Annotated in this window: 20 protein-coding genes; 7 read left to right on the top strand and 13 right to left on the bottom strand. The window is 38.7% G+C overall.

All coding sequences use genetic code 11. The features are described from left to right. Positions 1-118 precede the first annotated feature (118 nt). From IMZ31_RS07610 to IMZ31_RS24640, 7 genes are all read right to left on the bottom strand, one after another. Positions 119-367: a YkuS family protein gene (locus tag IMZ31_RS07610; protein ID WP_188656206.1), complete on the bottom strand. Its 249-nt coding sequence runs from the start codon at positions 365-367 to the stop codon at positions 119-121. A gap of 83 nt (positions 368-450) precedes the next feature. Then, entirely contained in the window at positions 451-1,566 is a 1,116-nt protein-coding gene (locus IMZ31_RS07605) for an N-acetyldiaminopimelate deacetylase (protein ID WP_207529946.1), read from the bottom strand. A 57-nt stretch (positions 1,567-1,623) separates the two neighbouring features. Next, a complete protein-coding gene (dapD, locus tag IMZ31_RS07600; RefSeq protein ID WP_207529945.1) occupies positions 1,624-2,343 on the bottom strand; it encodes a 2,3,4,5-tetrahydropyridine-2,6-dicarboxylate N-acetyltransferase in 720 nt (239 codons plus the stop codon). 71 nt (positions 2,344-2,414) lie between these two features. After that, positions 2,415-3,845, bottom strand: a complete 1,431-nt coding sequence (locus tag IMZ31_RS07595; protein ID WP_207530337.1) for an MDR family MFS transporter — start codon at positions 3,843-3,845, stop codon at positions 2,415-2,417. A 128-nt stretch (positions 3,846-3,973) separates the two neighbouring features. Then, entirely contained in the window at positions 3,974-4,423 is a 450-nt protein-coding gene (gene cbpB, locus IMZ31_RS07590) for a cyclic-di-AMP-binding protein CbpB (protein WP_036780983.1), read from the bottom strand. Positions 4,424-4,533: 110 nt separating this feature from the next. Then, positions 4,534-5,004 (bottom strand): DUF3993 domain-containing protein, encoded by a 471-nt coding sequence (locus IMZ31_RS07585; protein WP_207529944.1) that lies wholly within the window; start codon positions 5,002-5,004, stop codon positions 4,534-4,536. A gap of 76 nt (positions 5,005-5,080) precedes the next feature. Continuing rightward, complete coding sequence (locus tag IMZ31_RS24640) at positions 5,081-5,206, bottom strand: hypothetical protein (RefSeq protein WP_256438026.1); 126 nt, start codon at positions 5,204-5,206, stop codon at positions 5,081-5,083. Positions 5,207-5,492: 286 nt separating this feature from the next. Between IMZ31_RS24640 and IMZ31_RS07580 the strand changes: the two genes are divergently transcribed. The 4 genes from IMZ31_RS07580 (at position 5,493) to IMZ31_RS07565 (ending at position 9,186) form a co-directional block, all read left to right on the top strand. Further along, positions 5,493-5,798, top strand: coding sequence for an ArsR/SmtB family transcription factor (locus IMZ31_RS07580; RefSeq protein ID WP_207529943.1), 306 nt, complete (start codon positions 5,493-5,495; stop codon positions 5,796-5,798). Between the two features lie 15 nt (positions 5,799-5,813). Then, a complete protein-coding gene (locus tag IMZ31_RS07575; RefSeq protein ID WP_207529942.1) occupies positions 5,814-6,722 on the top strand; it encodes a cation diffusion facilitator family transporter in 909 nt (302 codons plus the stop codon). 277 nt (positions 6,723-6,999) lie between these two features. Further along, positions 7,000-7,242 (top strand): hypothetical protein, encoded by a 243-nt coding sequence (locus IMZ31_RS07570; RefSeq protein ID WP_207529941.1) that lies wholly within the window; start codon positions 7,000-7,002, stop codon positions 7,240-7,242. Beyond that, the gene (locus IMZ31_RS07565; protein WP_207529940.1) at positions 7,243-9,186 is read left to right on the top strand and encodes an insertion element protein; all 1,944 of its coding nucleotides are present in this window, start codon (positions 7,243-7,245) and stop codon (positions 9,184-9,186) included. It abuts the gene before it with no gap. 240 nt (positions 9,187-9,426) lie between these two features. On the opposite strand, the gene IMZ31_RS07560 is transcribed toward IMZ31_RS07565, so the two are convergent. Beyond that, entirely contained in the window at positions 9,427-10,368 is a 942-nt protein-coding gene (locus IMZ31_RS07560; protein WP_207529939.1) for a DUF2268 domain-containing putative Zn-dependent protease, read from the bottom strand. A gap of 234 nt (positions 10,369-10,602) precedes the next feature. On the opposite strand from IMZ31_RS07560, the gene IMZ31_RS07555 reads away from it, so the two are divergent. Continuing rightward, positions 10,603-11,442, top strand: coding sequence for a tyrosine-type recombinase/integrase (locus IMZ31_RS07555; RefSeq protein ID WP_207529938.1), 840 nt, complete (start codon positions 10,603-10,605; stop codon positions 11,440-11,442). A gap of 47 nt (positions 11,443-11,489) precedes the next feature. On the opposite strand, the gene IMZ31_RS07550 is transcribed toward IMZ31_RS07555, so the two are convergent. The 4 genes from IMZ31_RS07550 to IMZ31_RS07535 form a co-directional block, all read right to left on the bottom strand. Next, on the bottom strand, positions 11,490-11,714 hold the full coding sequence (locus IMZ31_RS07550) for a hypothetical protein (protein WP_207529937.1): 225 nt from the start codon (positions 11,712-11,714) through the stop codon (positions 11,490-11,492). Positions 11,715-11,927: 213 nt separating this feature from the next. After that, a complete protein-coding gene (locus IMZ31_RS07545; RefSeq protein ID WP_207529936.1) occupies positions 11,928-12,644 on the bottom strand; it encodes a cytochrome c biogenesis CcdA family protein in 717 nt (238 codons plus the stop codon). Positions 12,645-13,192: 548 nt separating this feature from the next. Then, on the bottom strand, positions 13,193-14,407 hold the full coding sequence (locus IMZ31_RS07540; protein ID WP_207529935.1) for an EAL domain-containing protein: 1,215 nt from the start codon (positions 14,405-14,407) through the stop codon (positions 13,193-13,195). 148 nt (positions 14,408-14,555) lie between these two features. Then, on the bottom strand, positions 14,556-14,960 hold the full coding sequence (locus IMZ31_RS07535) for a hypothetical protein (protein WP_207529934.1): 405 nt from the start codon (positions 14,958-14,960) through the stop codon (positions 14,556-14,558). 182 nt (positions 14,961-15,142) lie between these two features. Here IMZ31_RS07535 and IMZ31_RS07530 point away from each other — a divergent pair, with 182 nt between their 5' ends. Further along, complete coding sequence (locus IMZ31_RS07530; protein ID WP_207529933.1) at positions 15,143-15,778, top strand: PAQR family membrane homeostasis protein TrhA; 636 nt, start codon at positions 15,143-15,145, stop codon at positions 15,776-15,778. An 80-nt stretch (positions 15,779-15,858) separates the two neighbouring features. Here IMZ31_RS07530 and fadH read toward each other — a convergent pair whose 3' ends face one another. Then, on the bottom strand, positions 15,859-16,626 hold the full coding sequence (gene fadH / locus IMZ31_RS07525) for a 2,4-dienoyl-CoA reductase (RefSeq protein ID WP_207529932.1): 768 nt from the start codon (positions 16,624-16,626) through the stop codon (positions 15,859-15,861). Positions 16,627-16,806: 180 nt separating this feature from the next. Between fadH and IMZ31_RS07520 the strand changes: the two genes are divergently transcribed. Further along, positions 16,807-17,676: a metallophosphoesterase gene (locus IMZ31_RS07520; protein ID WP_242705673.1), complete on the top strand. Its 870-nt coding sequence runs from the start codon at positions 16,807-16,809 to the stop codon at positions 17,674-17,676. Positions 17,677-18,015 lie beyond the last annotated feature (339 nt).

The following is an 18,015-nucleotide window of genomic DNA, read 5'->3' as shown; positions in this document are numbered from 1 at the left end:
TCTCCCTTTACAGCACCAATCTCCTATCACGAATTTCTACCCTTAGAATTTAAGAGGAAAACGCAACGTCCAATAAGGAAAAAAAATAGCTGAACCACAATAGTGGCTCAGCTATTCCTTATTGTTGCTGGCCGCGAGAGTCTACAGCTTGGCAAACTTCATCTGCTGTCATCCCGTTCGCATTAATAACGGATCCTTGCATAGCTGCATCAGCCATGCCCATTACATTTTTATCTTGACCGGAAATAACACAGCAGTCACAGCCTTGTGTATCCTGCTCACTTTTCAATTCAACAATATCGTGACCTTTTGATTGTAAAGCTTCACGTACGTCAGAAAGGGTACCTTCTACACCAATTCGTGCCAAAGTAACCCACCTCCTTTTTAGTTAGGAACGAGTCCTTCAAGGAGTAGTGTATCCACATTAAGTTTGGGTATACGTATTGCTTTTTACAGAGATCTGATAGTCCGTTCTACAACATTAACCCCTACTTCTAGTGCTTCTTCTTTTGGCTTTAAACTTCCATTATGAAGGCCATATTCAGAATCAACACCAAGCCAAAACATAAAGCCAGGGATTTCTTTTAACATATAACCAAAGTCTTCTCCTGTCATGGCTGCTTTCGACTCGACAAACGCATATCCCAGATCCTCGACGATTCTCTGGAATGGTTGCATGAAGGTTCCGTCATTTTTAACTTGATAATAATTAGAACCATAATCAATTGAAATTTCACATTCGTGGCTATGTTCAATCCCTTTAGCTAAACCTTCAATTTTATTCTTTAAGAGATTCATGGTATCAGCTTTAAACGTTCGCATTGTTCCTTCTAAGCGAGCTGTTTCCGCAATACCATTTTGTACTGTTCCCCCTGTAATCTTCCCGATTGTCACAACAGCAGAATCAAGAGGATCAACAGCTCGGGACACAATGGACTGAGCTTGTACCGTATACTGACTTGCAGCAAGAACCATATCTCTCGTTAAATGCGGATACGCAGCGTGGCCACCTTTTCCTTTAAAGTCAATGTACAACTCGCTTGTATTTGCGAATAGCAAACCTTCTTTAGTGGCCACAGTGCCTACTGGGTGTTCAGGAGCAATATGTAAGGCAAAGATTTCATCTGGCCACCATGCTTTCATCTCTTTACTTTGAAGCATGGGTAATGCGCCCCCTGGATTCTCCTCTGCAGGTTGGAATAGAAATAAAACATTTTCACGGGCTGGAGATTGCGCTAATCGTGTAAGCGTTCCAAGCGCAATTGTCATATGGAAGTCGTGACCACAAGCGTGCATCTGGCCTTCGTGAGTCGAAGCAAAGCTATAACCTGTTTCTTCTACAATTGGAAGTCCATCAATGTCAGCTCGGTAGGCAATCGTCTTTGAAGGGTCTGTCCCTTGCACTCTAACGAGTAGTCCTGTACGCCACTTTCTAACTTCAATATAATCTTGCGGTAATTCTTCAATAAATTGGAGTAGGTACTCTTGAGTCTTCTTTTCTTGAAAACCTAGTTCAGGTATCTTATGAAGATCTCTGCGAACCTTTTGTAAAGCTTCACTATTCATCTCTTGTCACCTCTTTAAAAATGAGGCTCTCCCTAAGGAGAACCTCATAAAAGTTCATTAATTATCTAGTTTGCGCAATTCTTGCTTAATTTCTGTTTTCCCTTTAGTTTGCTCATCAATTTCTTTGATGACTTTAGCAGGTGTGCCTGCGACAACTGTATTTGGAGGAACATCTTGCGTTACGATTGAACCTGCTGCTACAACAGATCCTTTACCAACTGTTACACCCTCTAAAATGACAGCGTTAGCACCAACTACTACTTCATCTTCTACTACAACTGGTTTAGCAGAAGGTGGTTCAATAACACCCGCTAATACAGCGCCTGCACCGATGTGGCAGTTCTTACCGACTGTAGCACGTCCACCAAGCACAACATTCATGTCGATCATTGTGCCTTCGCCTACTACAGAACCAATATTAATGGCAGCGCCAAGCATAATAACGGCTCCGTCACCAATTTCAACCTGATCACGTATGATTGCACCAGGCTCAATACGAGCATTTACGTTCTTAAGATCAAGTGTTGGAATCGCAGAGTTACGACGATCATTTTCAATCACGTAATCTGCAATAGAACCTTTGTTACTTTCAAGTGCAGGTTCAACATCTTTCCACTCACCGAATAGAACACCTGTTTCATTATCCACAAAGGCTTTAACCGTTTCGCCAAAATCAATTGACTTCAGGTTCTCTCCTTTAACATATACTTTCACTGGTGTAGATTTCTTACTATTTGAAATAAACGAAATAATTTCGTTTGCATCCATCATTTCCATGGCTGCTCCTCCTTTATGTAGTACAACGTTATTTCACTACTTTATCAGACTCAAGAGGGGGTGACAAGGCATTAGGTTTTTTCACCTTTTGGCAAAAATAATATCAATACTAGAGCGATAATTGCCAAAACCAATATGCCTAAATATACTTGGTGTAACCCGAGTGTTAGAGCCTCTTTCAGCGCAACTTGTGTACTAGATGACAAACTAGCTCTTCCTTCTCTGTCTAGCAGTTGGTTAACCGTATCAAGTGTGACCGATTCGTCTAACTGTTTCTCTCGAATCGTCGTCTGAATGACACTATTTAGCACCCCTCCAAGAATTGCAGCCCCAATTGCACTCCCAATACTTCTCATAAACATATTAGAGGCCGTTGCGATCCCTCTTGTCTTCCAGTCAACTGTACTTTGAATAGAGACAATAAATGAAGTAGTTGACATTCCCATACCTATTCCAATGAAGAACGAGCCTAACGCTGCCCAGATAGGACCCTTGTCAGGAGATAAAAGGAAGAAGAAGATTCCTCCAACAACCAATGCTCCCCCTCCAATTAGAGAAGTTGCACGGAATCCGATTTTCAGCAGCAAGCGACCTGCAATCATAGAGGAAATAGGCCATCCAATGGACATTGTGGTGAGCGTAAAACCAGCAACGGTTGCCGACATCCCCATAACTCCTTGCACGAAAGCCGGAAGATAGCTTGATACACCTATTAGAATAATCCCCGTAATAAGAGATGTTACATTTGCAATCGTAATAGAGCGGTATTCCCATATAGAAAATGGCATCATTGGATCAAGCGCACGCTTTTCTTGAATATAAAAACCGACCAAGCATATGCCAAAGATCAGTAATAACCCTAGAGCAAACGGAGATTGCCAAGGTATACCTATCCCCCCTTCTACTAGAAGGACCATTAAGGATGATATCCCGATCATCAGTATAGCTGAACCTGCAAAGTCAATTGAATGGTTCTTTTTCTCTACATTCTCATGGAAGAACCATACTACTCCAATTATAGCTAATATCCCCAAAGGAAGGTTCATCCAAAACACGTAACGCCAACTTAAATAGTCTACAAAAAAACCACCAAGAGCAGGACCTGTTACAGCTGATATCCCCCATACACTTGAAAGATATCCCTGTATTTGGGCTCGTTCCTCTTTGGTATAAAGATCTCCTACAATCGTAGATGCGATGGGCATAAGTGCTCCTGCTCCGATTCCTTGTAGAAAACGAAATACGATCAGAGTAGTCATTGAAGTAGCAAAGCCACATAGCAAGGAGCCCGTTAAAAATAAGCTTATTCCAATTAAGAATATAGGCTTTCTCCCAAACAAATCAGAAAGTTTCCCAAAAATTAAAACCGTGCTGGCATTTGTTAATAAGTAAGCTGAAAACACCCAACTATATAGAGAAAACCCTCCAAGCGCTGCGACAATACTCGGCATTGCTGTAGAGACAATTGTAGCTTCTATCGCTGCCAAAAACATCCCTAGCATAATAGAAGCGAGTACGAAGGGTCTTTTAGACTTCTTCTGGTTTGGGGCCACCGATGTATGCGCTTCCAAACAACCCACCTCCTATCTATAAAAACAGAGGCGTCCTCAAAGAGAACACCTCTTACATGCTACATTTTATTGTTATAAGTGTGAAAGTGTTTGTTTAATGGTTTTAAGATGGCTCTTCTTGTTAGAATTCCGTCGAAATACCCATTCTCGTCAGCTACACATACGAATGGATGGTTGACTACTTCCCCTAACGCTTTCGAAAAACTATCCTCTTTCTTTAAACACGGAATATCTGTATTCATAACTTCTTCTACGCGTACTGAAGATAGTTTGTCGAGCTCAAATTGCTCTACTCCTAGCATATTTTCAATAATAATTGTTTTACTAATGGTTCCTTGTAATCTGTATTTTGCATCTAGAACTGGAACAGCAGAATATCCTGATTTCACAAGAACTAATAGCGCGTGTTCAAGAGGGTTTCCTCCTTGAACGTGAGCTACAATCTCTGAGGGAATCATTAATTCTCCTACATAATATTTCTCTAATTCTTCTCTTTGCAAACTAATCATACGTTCGTACACTCCTTCTTGTTCACACACGGAGGAGTAAGCAATTGTTATATGCTCTATAAATCCCGAAGAATATTATAACACAATCTATAAGAAAACGATAACATAACTTACACCTCTTTATCCCAATCGAGCTTTGAGATCCGCCATCCTTCACCCGTTTTGGAAATCGTAATGATTCTTCTAATTTCACTCTCACCTAAGAGCTCGGTTACTTCCTTCTTTTCTTCTTTAATAATAATTTGATGTTTTTGCTTTTTTATTACTGAGAAATTTCCTATATCCTTTGGAATTACGTAAGGCGAAAAGTCAGTTGTGCCAAATTGAAACATTTCTCCATCCATAATAAGATGCTCTGTAAAGACCGTCATCATGCTCTCTTTGGTAAACAACTTGATAAAAGAACTTCGGATCTCACTATAAGTAGACTGTCTCGAAGCATGTTCTGACTGAACTTGATGGGCTTCTTTGAGAATCTGTTGCCATTCGACGTTTCTGTCTTGACCTGCTTGTACCGTTTTAAAGGACAAAAATACAATCGCAAGCATAAGAACAAATCCGAACAATAACGACTTTCTCATACCCCATCCCCCTTTAATGTAAACAAGGGCGTACCTGATTTAATAAATTCATCCTACCAGGGCACGCCCCTAAGACTTACTTTTTCTCTTGTGAATTGTTATGGACCTCAATTTTAATTGGCTTTAAATCAACATGGCCACAAGCAGGACATTGCTTATTCTCAGTAGACAACACACAACATCGATCACACTGATAATGCATAGACATACCTCTCTTTTCTTTATCTTTATTCTATCAATATACAGTATGCAGGAAAGATAGTTTCGTTCGTAAAATCCCCCCAATGGTAGACAAGCATCCCTAACCTTTGTATAAGAACGAACCACATATTGGAGATACTTGGCGAAGAAGCGCTGATCACAATTATGATTTAAATTTTTCAGCATATTTTGCTTGTTTTTGGGGAAACAATACGATAGATTCAATGATTTAGCTTTAGAAGTTAATATGAATATATGATCATATATCCATATATAGGGGGATGTGCATGAGTAACCATGATTATGATTTGCATGAGGAGACGCTCAATAAAACAACTCAAACATTTAAAGCACTATCAGATCCAACAAGATTACGCATTTTGCATTTGTTATTTCACAAGGAATGTTCTGTTAATGAGATAGCAGAAACTTTAGACCTGCAACAATCCACCGTTTCTCACCAGCTACGCTATTTAAAACAGCAACGTCTCATCAAATATAGAAGGCATAAGACAACATATTATTACTCGCCTGAGGATTATCACGTATTCCATTTATTAAACCAGGCAATTGAACACGCAAAACACATATAAACAGGAGGTACACTCATGGGGCATTCTCACGACCACGGACATGACCACACACACGGAGCTAATAAAACAGCTTTATTATGGAGCTTTATTCTTATATTTGGATTTATGATAGTTGAAGTAATAGGCGGTCTTATAACCAACAGCCTGGCTCTTCTATCCGATGCTGGCCACATGTTAAGTGATGCCGCAGCACTAGGATTAAGTTTAGTGGCGTTTAAAATTGGAGAAAGATCAGCAAGCAACGCAAAAACGTATGGATATAAACGATTCGAAATTTTAGCAGCATTTTTAAACGGGGTAACCTTAATCGTCATTTCCCTTTATATATTTTGGGAAGCTTACCAACGCTTTCTAGATCCACCAAACGTCAGTATGGGAATGATGATTGTTGCCTTTATTGGTCTAGTTGTTAATATACTTGTAGCTTGGATCTTAATGAGAGGAGATACAGAGGAAAATCTAAATCTTCGTAGCGCCTTCTTGCACGTTTTAGGAGATCTGCTTGGTTCTGTTGGTGCTATTATCGCTGGACTTCTTATTTATTTCTTTAACTGGAATATTGCAGACCCAATCGCAAGTGTGCTTGTAGCCTTACTTATTATAACGAGCGGTTACCGCGTGGCAAAAGATTCTTTCCATGTATTAATGGAAGGTAAGCCAAAAGGAATTGATGTAGAACAACTGCATAACTCCCTAAAGGGATTACCTAATGTTGTAGATGTTCACGATTTACACGTGTGGTCCATTACAAGCGAATTTCCTGCTTTAAGTTGTCACATTGTAGTCGATCACGATTGTGAACGAGACCTTTTACTACAAAAAGCCGTTGGTTTATTAAAAACCGACTATCACATTACCCACTCCACTATTCAAATAGAGGGTCAGTCAGTTCTTCCGCATGAGGATGGTGACTGTTGTAATTAATAAAAAAAGAGCTTGGATCACCAATAACGGGTTCGGTTTTGGAGCACAAACAATAGAATAACACACCAAATAGAGGTCCAATTCGCATAGGAATTGGACCTCTTGTTTTTCCTGATATTAAAGGGTTTTTGCTATATTCGCATGCAGATTCGCACTATATTTCGCAATACAATTCGCAGGAGTCTGCTAGCCAACAGACTCCTGTGAATTGGGGTGCTAAAACGTATGCGAATTGGTTATACTAATCTTAGTGCGAAATTAATAGGAGCGGTGATAAATGAAGTTTATTAAACCGAAGAACTTAAACTCAGAAAACGTTGATTGGTTGATATCTGAACGGGCTAGGGCAGTCGTGAAAAGTTATGCTGAGTACACGGAACATACCGAAAGCGAAATTGTGAATGAATTCCTCCTAAATATCCTGGAGGATGAAGATTTTATTGAGTGGATTGATAGCAAACGAAACAATCGCAGACTCATTCAACAGCTTGATATAGAAGATAGGGTTGTGGCGAAGTAAATGGCAACCTTCAAACGTCTCGCTACCAAAGAAGATAACGTAATGAACATTCTTTCTCCTCTTACCATTGCTGAAATTGAAAACCGAAACAGAGATTATCAACGACTGACTCCCAAGCAATTTGGTACAAGGCATAGTGAGTTATTGTATCAGCCTATTCGATTTAGGTTACATGGAATCGAACACCAAATTCAATACAACCATTGCGGGAATCCATATTGCTTATGGCACGGAACATCTCAAGTGAAGTTCGAGACCAAAAGAAAATCCAGCCGATATCGTTTAACAGGATCAGGGACAGAAAAATCCATTAAATGCAATGATGCTCCCACTGGATATAAAGGCGGGGCTGTACTAGGATGTTATACCAACACTCTATCCAACTGGTCAATAGCAGAAGAAATTGAACGATTAGTTCGTATCAATTCTGTTCGAGAGCAAGAGCCACATTATACCTTCCATAAAGAGGACTGCGCCGTTTATGGGACCACACCTTCTCATAACCCGAAAGAATTCTATAAAAGAGGTACCAGCAAAGCGAAATCAAAACGCTATCAATGTAAAACATGTAAGAAATTCACAAACGTCCTGCCCAAAGGGAGGCAAGCTATCACTTATCACCAACAAAGGAGCGACATATTGCCCTTGTTTATGAGGTTGTTATTAAGCAGAGTTCCGATCACAAGAACTTGCGAGATCTTAGAGATAGGGAGAGGCACCTACTATGACAAGCTGGAATTTCTCTATCGCAGATGCTTGGAATTCTTAGAAAGACACGAAACAAAGCAACTTCAAAAGAAGGTGTTTACGGAGGCGTGGATTAATACTGATAAGATGACCTACTTTCTTAACAACGTTCGTCAAAAAGGTATGGGCGGAAGTCATTATAGTGATGTAGAAGAAAGTCAATTTCCTACAAATGTGGTAGTATCATCTGACGTTCATAGTCGGTATGTTTTCCGTTCGGATGTAGCTTATGATTGGACGATATCACTTGGAGACGTAGCGTTAGACACAGTGTTACAAAAAGAGGACCATCTCAATGAATTTGCGAAAAAGAACGCTCGATTCCCAAGGTATTCTCACTTTCCGCAGCCACCGACAACCAATGATACCCAGGATGATGCACAATTTCGTGCTGAGATGTCCAGGTTTGACCGTAGATCTCAATACATGGACGGACTCCAAGTAGGGGCTACTTACACCACCATCGCTCATCTGTGGCTCATCAAACAGCTTGTAAATGCTCAAGAATGGCGATTCGTTACAGATGATGACTCATCTATCGCAACGTCGATAAACCGTGTCTTCGCAAAAGAGATAAAACAATCGGATGCCCATCATTTTCTCTGCCAAGCAGATAAAACAAAAACAAGAAAGCAAGCTCGTGAAGAATTTGTTGAGGCTAGATTGGATTTGCTGGATTGGGGGAGCAAACGAGACTACGATACAAACTCTTTGAAGAAACTTGCGTTTTTACAACTAGAAGAATTGTTTCAACACCACTGTTTTCATAAAGAGGTAACGACATTGACGGGCACACATTTTGAATTCGCTGATAATCCTATTCAACATCCGCTAGCCACCATAGATAAAGGTAGACGCTGGGTTGACTGCAAGACAAATCTTTCTGCTTTGGAACCAAAAGAAATTGCCAACATGATAATGAACGTCAATGATAACGCCACCAACACTTTTATACAGCAGATACGCAGACGTCTATCTATTCTTGAAAGACCGCTCACGACAGCACGTGGTGATGGCAAGAGCTATATTTACTCCAATTTTAATCCCAAGTACGCTCAAATGGCGATGACGATCCTAAGGACCTATTACAACTTCTGTTTCAAAACTCGCGTAGGAAAGGATTTATTAACGCCTGCTCAGCGTCTTGGTATTGCTCAAAAGCAATATACGATAAACAACATAATATATATGCAGTAGGCACAAAAAAAGACCGAATGATTGCTCAATCGGTCTTTTTGGCTTAGGTACTATCTTATTCAACTAAAGCACCCGATAGTTGAATAAGGAATTACTTTCATCGGTATTGCCCCACTAAATTTCCAAACCTTTAAATGACTACGCCTTTTCCAGCTAAATTCGCATCAAAATGTAGTTCATTTTGTAGCACAACATAATGTTTTGTACTCCTACCGTACTACTTAGGTAACTCTCAGCTTGTTATTGGTAATTATCTATATAGTTGCCATCATTGAAAATCTCTAGGGCTTTAATAGGTGTCCACTCTTCTGGTGTAAGATCTGGGTGTAATTTGAGGTATGATTGGACCATCTTATACCCCTCACTATAACCGTAAGAAGAAGGCAGTCCATTGCCACCCATGGATATTTCTAAAGCCCTATTTAGATTTACTGTATGAAGATCATTTTCGATTTTTTCCCAATACTCTTTTTTATAATTTTCATCTATTGGGGTGTGGTCAATATCAGGATATGCCAACTTTTCAAACATGACGGCTTTCCCTTCAAAAACGATATTGTCTAAAACTGTGAATCGCTTATAGTTCTTTAAGTATTTCTCCGTCCAAACACTATGATGGTATTCGTGGGAAATTGCTGCTTTAGTTAAATTATCATCATAATATTGGTTGTATAGAACTATGATTTTCCCAGCTCCAACTGTAAGCATAGGTACAGTTGTATTGGTAGTCGGAAATACACAAACTGTTGTTTCCTTTTCAGTTGGAAGAAGATTAGATGATTTGATTAACGCTTGCTTTATGGTTTCCTCAACTTGTTTTTCCTCAAACTCTTCACTCAGTGTAGTCAGAGGGGTGTAAACACTTGGTGTCGAATAAAGGATGGAATCCGCCATATACTGATATTCCGCATTCGCAAAACAATCTTGGTATACGGGATCAATGACCACTTCTTTGTACACATCCAACTCGGAACGTTCGGTGTTCTTTTCTATTTTTTCTCTTAAACCTTCAAAAAGCTTATCGGCTCTCACAATTTTAAACTCTTGATTTGTTTGAGGGTTTTCAAATGATAAAACAAGACTATCTTTCCCCTCTTCTTTTCCACCCGCTACTGCTTCTCCCTCATTCGTTTGTGAACAAGCACATAAAAGAAGTAGCGTTAGTGCAGTAGCTAATCCCATAATTCTCGTATTTATTAAAAAGACCTCCCTTATTTAAATTCCTTCGCTTTAAAAATTCTATTATCACGATGCACCTTAATTAAAAGGACAGTTCTTCTTTCACTAAACTGCTTGATTTATTTATTAATCATATCCGAACTTATTTTAACATTAAATCCCATATTATAGGTTGAAATTTCTGAATTCCAACAGATTAGGACATCCTTAAAACAAAAAGTATTGGAAGTGATTATTATGTTGTTATCCGAAGCTGCCAAGTCTTATGAACAAGAGAAAAGGATTGAAGGATTTTCGTCACAAACACTTAGGGCATATGAACTTCAAATGAAATTGCTTATAGATTATTTTGGGGATATTCAAATTAACGAGATTACTACAAGTGGTCTAAAACAATATTTGGCTGATTTAAGCGTAGACTTAAAACCATCTAGTTTAGCTCATCGAATCCGATTTATAAAATCTGTATTCCGTTGGTCACATGAAGAAGGAATCATTAACAGTAATCCCGCAAGACAGATCAAAGAACCTAAAGTAGGAAAACGAATTCCGAAGTTTTTAACAGAACGAGAAATTGAACATTTGCGTGACGCATGTTATTCCTCTATGGAAAAAGCCTTATTTGAATTTATGTTTTCAACTGGTTGTCGTATAGGGGAAATTGTAAACCTTGATCGCAACAGTAATAATTGGGGAAGTACTTCAGCAATTGTTAGGGGGAAAGGAGATAAAGAAAGAGAAGTATATTTTAACGTCAGGTGTGACATTTGGCTTAAAAAGTATGTAGAAGAAAGAGAAGATAATGATCCTGCCATTTTTGTGACAGAACGTTCTCCACACCGAATGAGTATTGCACAAATGCGTTACGTTATAAAACGAATCTCAAAACGTGCTGGTATAAATAAAACGATCCACCCACATCAATTAAGGCATAGTTATGCCACCCACCTTTTAAATAATGGTGCGCCTCTTGAGATCATCCAAAGCTTGCTGGGACATGAGAAGAGTGAAACAACAAGGATATATGCTCAACTAAGTGGGAGGATCAGACAAGAGTTTTATAACAAATATTTTTAAGAAAGAGCAACGTCTTTTGACGTTGCTCTTTTTCACTTTAGCACCCTTTAGTTGAATATCCAATCCCCTGTAATTTGGAAAATCATTATTACCACAACTATGGCAGGACCAACAATAAATACTCCTTGTAAAAAAGACCTCAATATATCCGAAACTAAAGAAGGTCCCTTACTTTCACCTTTCTCATTATCTATTTTTTCATTTATATCTTGTAATGAATTATTGATATTTTTTAGTTCATTCAAAATTTGATCTTCTGTGTTTTTTTCCACATACATCCACTCCCCAATATACCTAAGTTACACTAACCTGCTCGTTTGAATTGCATATTTTTTCATTAATTCATATTTCTTATTTTCAGTTCACCACAAAATTCTCACAAGCCCCTATTGAAATGCACGAATTATTCTATATAACGCGCAGAGAACCAATCACTATCCTTTTTCGGTTGTGGATTTTTTGCTGGTTACTCTACTATTAGGGAGTTAAAACCCTCGGTATCCGCCGAATAAGTTCGTTAACCATAGACCCAAAGCAGATAATTGATCAAAATATAAAGCAACTCCGACGATGATCATAAAGAAACCACTTATTTTCATAATTTTGTCGGAATATTTCAACAACCAGTTTGCTTTTCCAATAAAAAAAGACATGACTAAGAATGGTATTGCAAACCCCAAAGTATAGGAGAAAGTATATAAAATCCCTTTTTCTGGATTACTTGCAGACATAGATAATACGGAAGTTAGGATAGGTCCAATACAAGGTGTCCATCCTGCTGCAAAAAAAATCCCTACAAATAAAGATCCTATGTATCCCCCAGGTTTTTTCGCTAATTTTATTACTCTTTTTTCCTTCAACATGGATACAGGCTGAAATATTCCAGTTAAGAAAAACCCCATTGTAACGATAAATATTGCGCCAAGCATTCGTATCAAATCTTGATACTCATAAAAAATATCTCCAATCAAGGTGAAAGCTGAACCTAAGATAAAAAACACAATGGATAATCCGAGGACGAACATTAAAGTGTGAAGCATAACTTTGTTTTTTATTTTCACCGATTGATCTTTCCTATTTGAAATTTCTTTTACTGATAAACCTGTAATAAAAGATAAATAGGATGGATATAAGGGAAATACGCAGGGAGATATAAAAGATAAAATGCCTGCCCCAAATACTAACATGATGCTTAATTCCATTCTGCACTCTCCTTAAAAATCCAAAATACCTATTAAACTAACCTGCCCGTTAGTTTAAGTACATTCCTTCACAAACTTACGTTTCGTATATTCATTTTAACATAAAATCCCATAAACCTTCATCAAAATCATAAATCATCTCGCAAAAACGCACAGATAACAAATATCTGTGCGTTTTCGGGTGTGAATTGAGTTACGATTGTCTTGCTATTTAAGGTGTGAAAACGACTGTGAATTTAACTTTTGTACTCCAAAACCGAACCCGTTAGATCACCAAGCTCTTTTTTATATACATAATTTGTCCCCTCAATATAAGCCCCCTTATATGTAATACTCGAAGTTGAGAGAATGTTTCCGTTTGCCCAGATTCAGGATAAGGTGGTTCGGGAAATTACTCGCTTTCCGCGGCGAGCTGGGAAGCGAGTTGTTCCCCAGACACCCCTAGCACTTTCCAAGGTAACGGCCCTACCCTTACAAATGTGCCTCAGCTTCGAGTCTTCAAGAGTACTGCCTTATTCTTGAATCCCCCCATTAAAGAAACTAGTTTTTTAAATCAGCAGCGATTCATGGTCGTAAATATAGGCATATTTAATATCAATAAATATGTAATGATGGTCAGAGAGTGGAAAGCTGAAGGTCCGGATCATTTCTCTTGTTTCGATATCAGAATATAAATCAGATAACCTTCCTTTATTCCATAGCCTCATTTGGACCATATTCTCAAGAAAGTAAGGACGAAACGCCCAGTTTGTTCCTAATATATCGGTTTCCTTTTTCCATGTTTCTTCACGCTTTCTAAAGTTAGATGAGATTTGACGACCATTGCTGTCGCAAACATACATACGGAAACTTTCTTCATCAAAATACCTTATTATCTTTTCAAGAAAAGAGTCCACTCTCTTTGGACCGTCCCAATGGTCCAACAGTCCTCTTATTCGTTGATCCCACTTTAGTACGTGGGCAAGCCTTTCTTCTATCAAGTTCTTCTCCCGTTTAATAAACCCGTCTACGTGCTCTTTAATAAGTGGCTGTTGACTAAAGGGCTCAAGAAATGAAAAAGAAGGCCGAGCTAAATAAAATCCTTGATAGTAACGCCCGCCATGCTTCCAAGCATAATACAATTGATAAGCATCTTCGATATTCTCAAATATAAGTGCTGCTCCAATTCTTCTAGCAAGCATAGAAAGAGAATAAATGATATCTTGATAACCGCTTGAATCTACACCTGATAGTATCTTAGAATCGACTTTAAGAATATGGGGCTCCAACTGCCGCAACCTGTCTAAGTTAGAGCTTTTAGCACCGACATGGTCAACAGCAATTTGTATGCCGTATGTTTTGTAATAAAGCAATAAATGATTTAACATTTCAAAGTCTTCATCAAAATCATGCTCTGTAATCTCAAGAACAATACGACTCATATCAAACCCTTTTTCTTCATAGTGGTGTAAAGCTGTAAGTAATGGCTCTCCACTCTCAAGCATAAGTTGTTTTGCATTACGGTTAATAAATAAATTGCCTTTCATATCGTGTTCTACCATATCTTCAATAGCAAGATGAAGAATATGTTGATCAACCTCTAATTTAAAATCTTCTGGTACTTGGGCATCATGGAAGAACCCCCCCAAACTAACCCATTCCCCTTCATGCCAATATCTCCCTAATACTTCGTATCCGATAATATCATGCTTTACGGCAGAGAATACAGGCTGGTACACAGGTTTGACTCTTTCTAAGTGACTAACTACATCTAATGGATCCACGCGCGCATCCCTCCTGGTTATCTCAATATATTTACTATAGACGCTTACTTTATTGTACTATTTTATCGGAATTATGTGAAAAGAGATAGGTGCATTTACGAGATTCCATTAAAAAAGACCAGAAATGAAACTGGCCCTTTTACTTTTATTAATTTTCTTTTTTATAACTAGATTTGTCTTTACGTTTATGATCAAGGTGTCTCTCGAAGTTTTTATCAAATTTTTGTAAAATCGCTTGTTTCTTCTTTTCTGTCATCCACTCTTCATCCACTTTTTTCTGTAATGATTCTTCATGCTTGTTCTTTAAAGACTGTTTTACTTCTTCAGGCGTCTTCCCACCTTTTATGATAATCTCCCTTAATGTGTGACCCTCTTGTCGATACTTATTAAACTCTTCTTTTGTAAGCCCTAATTCTTCAATGAGAGCTTGTTTTGCCTCTGTTCTGTGATGATGTTTATGACAATCCTCTTTATCATCATAAGCATAAATAGAAGGGGTTACAACAAGTACCACCATCACGGTAGCAACAATATAAGTAATCCATTTTTTCATACGCTTTTCACTCCTCTTTGTAGTACTTTTTAGTGTTTCCCATTATTTATTTTAATTGTATATTTATTGAGATTTTCTAATCTTCATCAACTAAACTAAATAAAGAATTGAGAAACATTTGGTAGAAATGGTTAAAAAGCGTTATAATTAAAGAAATTATATTAATGAGGTAGGTTCTGAATGTGGAAACACATACGTATACAAAGCGCGAAGAGATTGTGAATGCGGTCACACACGGGGTTGGAGTCTTATTAAGTATTGCTGCTTTAGTCCTCTTAGTCGTTAATGCCTCTATGAATGGAAATCCGTGGCACATTGTATCTGTATCTATCTATGGAGCAACGATGATCTTCTTGTACCTCTCTTCAACAATGGTACACGGAATGCCAGAAGGAAAATGGAAAGATTTATTTGAAATCTTTGATCATGCTGCGATCTACCTATTTATTGCAGGCACGTACACTCCTTTATTACTCGTCGTATTACGAGGTACACTTGGTTGGACCTTGTTCGGTATTGTATGGGGAATAGCAATTTTCGGAGTCGTGTTTAAAGTTTTCTTTGTTAAGAAATTTGTTGTTTTATCTACTGTCTTTTACGTATTAATGGGTTGGATTATTGTTCTCGCTTGGAATCCTCTTGCTACAAAACTTGCTTTTGGGGGATTAGTTCTCTTGGTTGTCGGAGGCGTCCTTTATTCTGTCGGGACAATCTTTTATGTATGGAGAAGCTTTACTTTCCACCACGCTGTGTGGCATTTATTCGTACTCGCCGGATCAGCGATGCATTTCTTCACCATTTTCTTTTATGTCATATAAAAAAGGCAACTCCGCGGAGTTGCCTTTTTTACGTACTCCCTTATTCTCACCTTACGTAACAAAAGCACAGAGTCGTAGAATTAAAATGGGAACTTATTTAACCACTGACCACCGTCTAATGTAACTACTTCCCCATTCATGTAAGAAGCTTTATCTGAAAGAATGAAATGAGCTAACTCCGCTATTTCTTCAGGTTGTCCAAGACGTTTTAGAGGAACTGACTCCAAAGTACGCTTGGCTGCTTCTTCTGACTCAAATAACTTATCAGCTCCTCCAGTACGTTCAATAGGACCAGGTGCAATAGCATTCGTTCGAATACCGTATTTATAGCCCCACTCAACAGCCAGTGTACGCGTCATCGAAAGAACACCCGATTTTGCAGCTGCAGAATGTATAACTCCGGCTCCAGCATCCCATGCATATGTAGCGACCATATTTAAAATGTTTCCTTTTATTCCTTCTTTCATCCAGTAGTCCCCTGCGGCACGACAGCAATAAAACGTTCCATTTAGTACAATATCAATAACCGAGTTCCATCCATTAACGGACAACTTCTCAGCCGGACATATAAAATTCCCTGCAGCATTATTAACTAAATGATGGAGACCTCCATATGTATCAACGGTCTCTTCTACCATTCGTTCTACATCCTCAGGTTTTCTTACATCCATCACTATCGTATGTACAGAACCTTCTGCGCTGTGCATAATCTCACTCTTTGCTTGGTCTAACCGTTCCTGATTACGTCCAGTAATGACGACATTGGCTCCTTCATTGGCAAATTTTTGAGCCATGTATTTCCCCATCCCGCTTGATCCACCTGTGACAATAACGACCTCGTCTTTCATGAGCTATTCCTCCTTTTTGTATGAATTCTTTACAAACTGTTGAAAACCCTTTCAAAGTTGTGTAATTTTTCATTTTCATTTCATCTTAGGAAATCTACCAATTTAAATAAACTTACATGCTATAATGCTACTATCCCTACTCAAGGGATAAACAGATTCGTAAAAAGGCGTGAACAACATATGTCAAAACCTATTACTCGTCGAACATTCATGAAGCGCCTTTTTGGTAGCGTTTTAAGCTTGTTCGGAATTGGTGGAGGGACTTATTATTATGCTAGACATATTGAGCCTTCCATGCTTACAGTTCAAGAAGAGGTTATTGAATCCTCTCGTATACCATCCTCTTTCCATAACAAAAAGATCTTACAATTCAGTGATACTCATATTGGTTTTCATTACGATCTTGGACAGTTCGAAAAACTAGTAACATCCATTCAGTCGCAAAAACCTGATTTATTACTATTTACCGGTGACCTAATTGACGCTCCAGACGAAGTGCCAACTCTTACATTTGAGAAAATAGCAACTATATTAAGCAGATTGGATGCTCCAATGGGAAAATTTTGGATTTATGGGAATCACGATCACGGGGGCTATGGAACAGAAGTAATAGCCGATACAATGAAGAAAGCTGGCTTTCAACTGCTCCAAAATAGTCAGGCCCTTATCGAAGAGCAGGGTGATCAAATCCTATTAGCCGGCCTTGATGACGTTATGCTCGGAAGACCAAATATTTCTAACGCGCTACAAGGAAGAGAAAAAAACTTTTTCACTCTTCTTCTTTGTCACGAACCAGATTACGCAGAATCCGTTAAACAATATGAAGTAGATGTACAGCTTTCAGGACATAGTCACGGTGGTCAAGTACAAATCCCCTTCATTGGACACCTTATTACTCCCCCATTCGCTGAACGCTATGTTGAAGGCTGGTACAAAACAGGAAATTATCCACTATCTATATACGTTAGTCGTGGTATTGGTACCACTCGTGAGCCATATAGATTCCTATGCCGCCCTGAATATACCATTCATACGCTTAAACAAACTTAGACTACTTTCACACGAAAGTAGTCTTTTTCCGTTTCTCACAATATGGAAAGGTGGGTATGGAAACTGCGAGACTCCCGTGGGCAGAAGAGCCAGTTTAGTTCCAGCGTGGAGGCTCACCAGCTCCCCACAGGAAAGCGAGTTTTTCCATACCCATCTTACACTCTAATAAAGCAAACGGAAACATCCTCACGCCTTCGAGCCTTTTGGATATCGGAGCTTATGTGGAAGACTTGAAAATTCAATGTTAAATATTAATGAATCCGCTACTTAAAAGGACAGACTCAACATCACCCACATTCACATAGACTGATTAAAGAGTCTATAGTGAAAGGAGAGTCA

Source organism: Pontibacillus sp. ALD_SL1 (assembly GCF_017355605.1).
The sequence above is the reverse complement of the archived record's forward strand: the minus strand, read 5'-3'. Positions and strand labels throughout refer to the sequence as shown.

Bases quoted from the DNA above. Each gene is read 5' to 3' on its own strand.
- IMZ31_RS07580 (WP_207529943.1), top strand. From the start codon at position 5,493: ATGAGTAACCATGATTATGATTTGCATGAGGAGACGCTCAATAAAACA.
- IMZ31_RS07605 (WP_207529946.1), bottom strand. From the start codon at position 1,566: ATGAATAGTGAAGCTTTACAAAAGGTTCGCAGAGATCTTCATAAGATA.
- IMZ31_RS07520 (WP_242705673.1), top strand. From the start codon at position 16,807: ATGTCAAAACCTATTACTCGTCGAACATTCATGAAGCGCCTTTTTGGT.
- IMZ31_RS07560 (WP_207529939.1), bottom strand. From the start codon at position 10,368: ATGGGATTAGCTACTGCACTAACGCTACTTCTTTTATGTGCTTGTTCA.
- IMZ31_RS07570 (WP_207529941.1), top strand. From the start codon at position 7,000: ATGAAGTTTATTAAACCGAAGAACTTAAACTCAGAAAACGTTGATTGG.
- IMZ31_RS07585 (WP_207529944.1), bottom strand. From the start codon at position 5,004: ATGAGAAAGTCGTTATTGTTCGGATTTGTTCTTATGCTTGCGATTGTA.
- IMZ31_RS24640 (WP_256438026.1), bottom strand. From the start codon at position 5,206: ATGCATTATCAGTGTGATCGATGTTGTGTGTTGTCTACTGAGAATAAG.
- cbpB (WP_036780983.1), bottom strand. From the start codon at position 4,423: ATGATTAGTTTGCAAAGAGAAGAATTAGAGAAATATTATGTAGGAGAA.
- IMZ31_RS07555 (WP_207529938.1), top strand. From the start codon at position 10,603: ATGTTGTTATCCGAAGCTGCCAAGTCTTATGAACAAGAGAAAAGGATT.
- IMZ31_RS07535 (WP_207529934.1), bottom strand. From the start codon at position 14,960: ATGAAAAAATGGATTACTTATATTGTTGCTACCGTGATGGTGGTACTT.
- fadH (WP_207529932.1), bottom strand. From the start codon at position 16,626: ATGAAAGACGAGGTCGTTATTGTCACAGGTGGATCAAGCGGGATGGGG.
- IMZ31_RS07595 (WP_207530337.1), bottom strand. From the start codon at position 3,845: ATGCTAGGGATGTTTTTGGCAGCGATAGAAGCTACAATTGTCTCTACA.
- dapD (WP_207529945.1), bottom strand. From the start codon at position 2,343: ATGGAAATGATGGATGCAAACGAAATTATTTCGTTTATTTCAAATAGT.
- IMZ31_RS07545 (WP_207529936.1), bottom strand. From the start codon at position 12,644: ATGGAATTAAGCATCATGTTAGTATTTGGGGCAGGCATTTTATCTTTT.
- IMZ31_RS07565 (WP_207529940.1), top strand. From the start codon at position 7,243: ATGGCAACCTTCAAACGTCTCGCTACCAAAGAAGATAACGTAATGAAC.
- IMZ31_RS07575 (WP_207529942.1), top strand. From the start codon at position 5,814: ATGGGGCATTCTCACGACCACGGACATGACCACACACACGGAGCTAAT.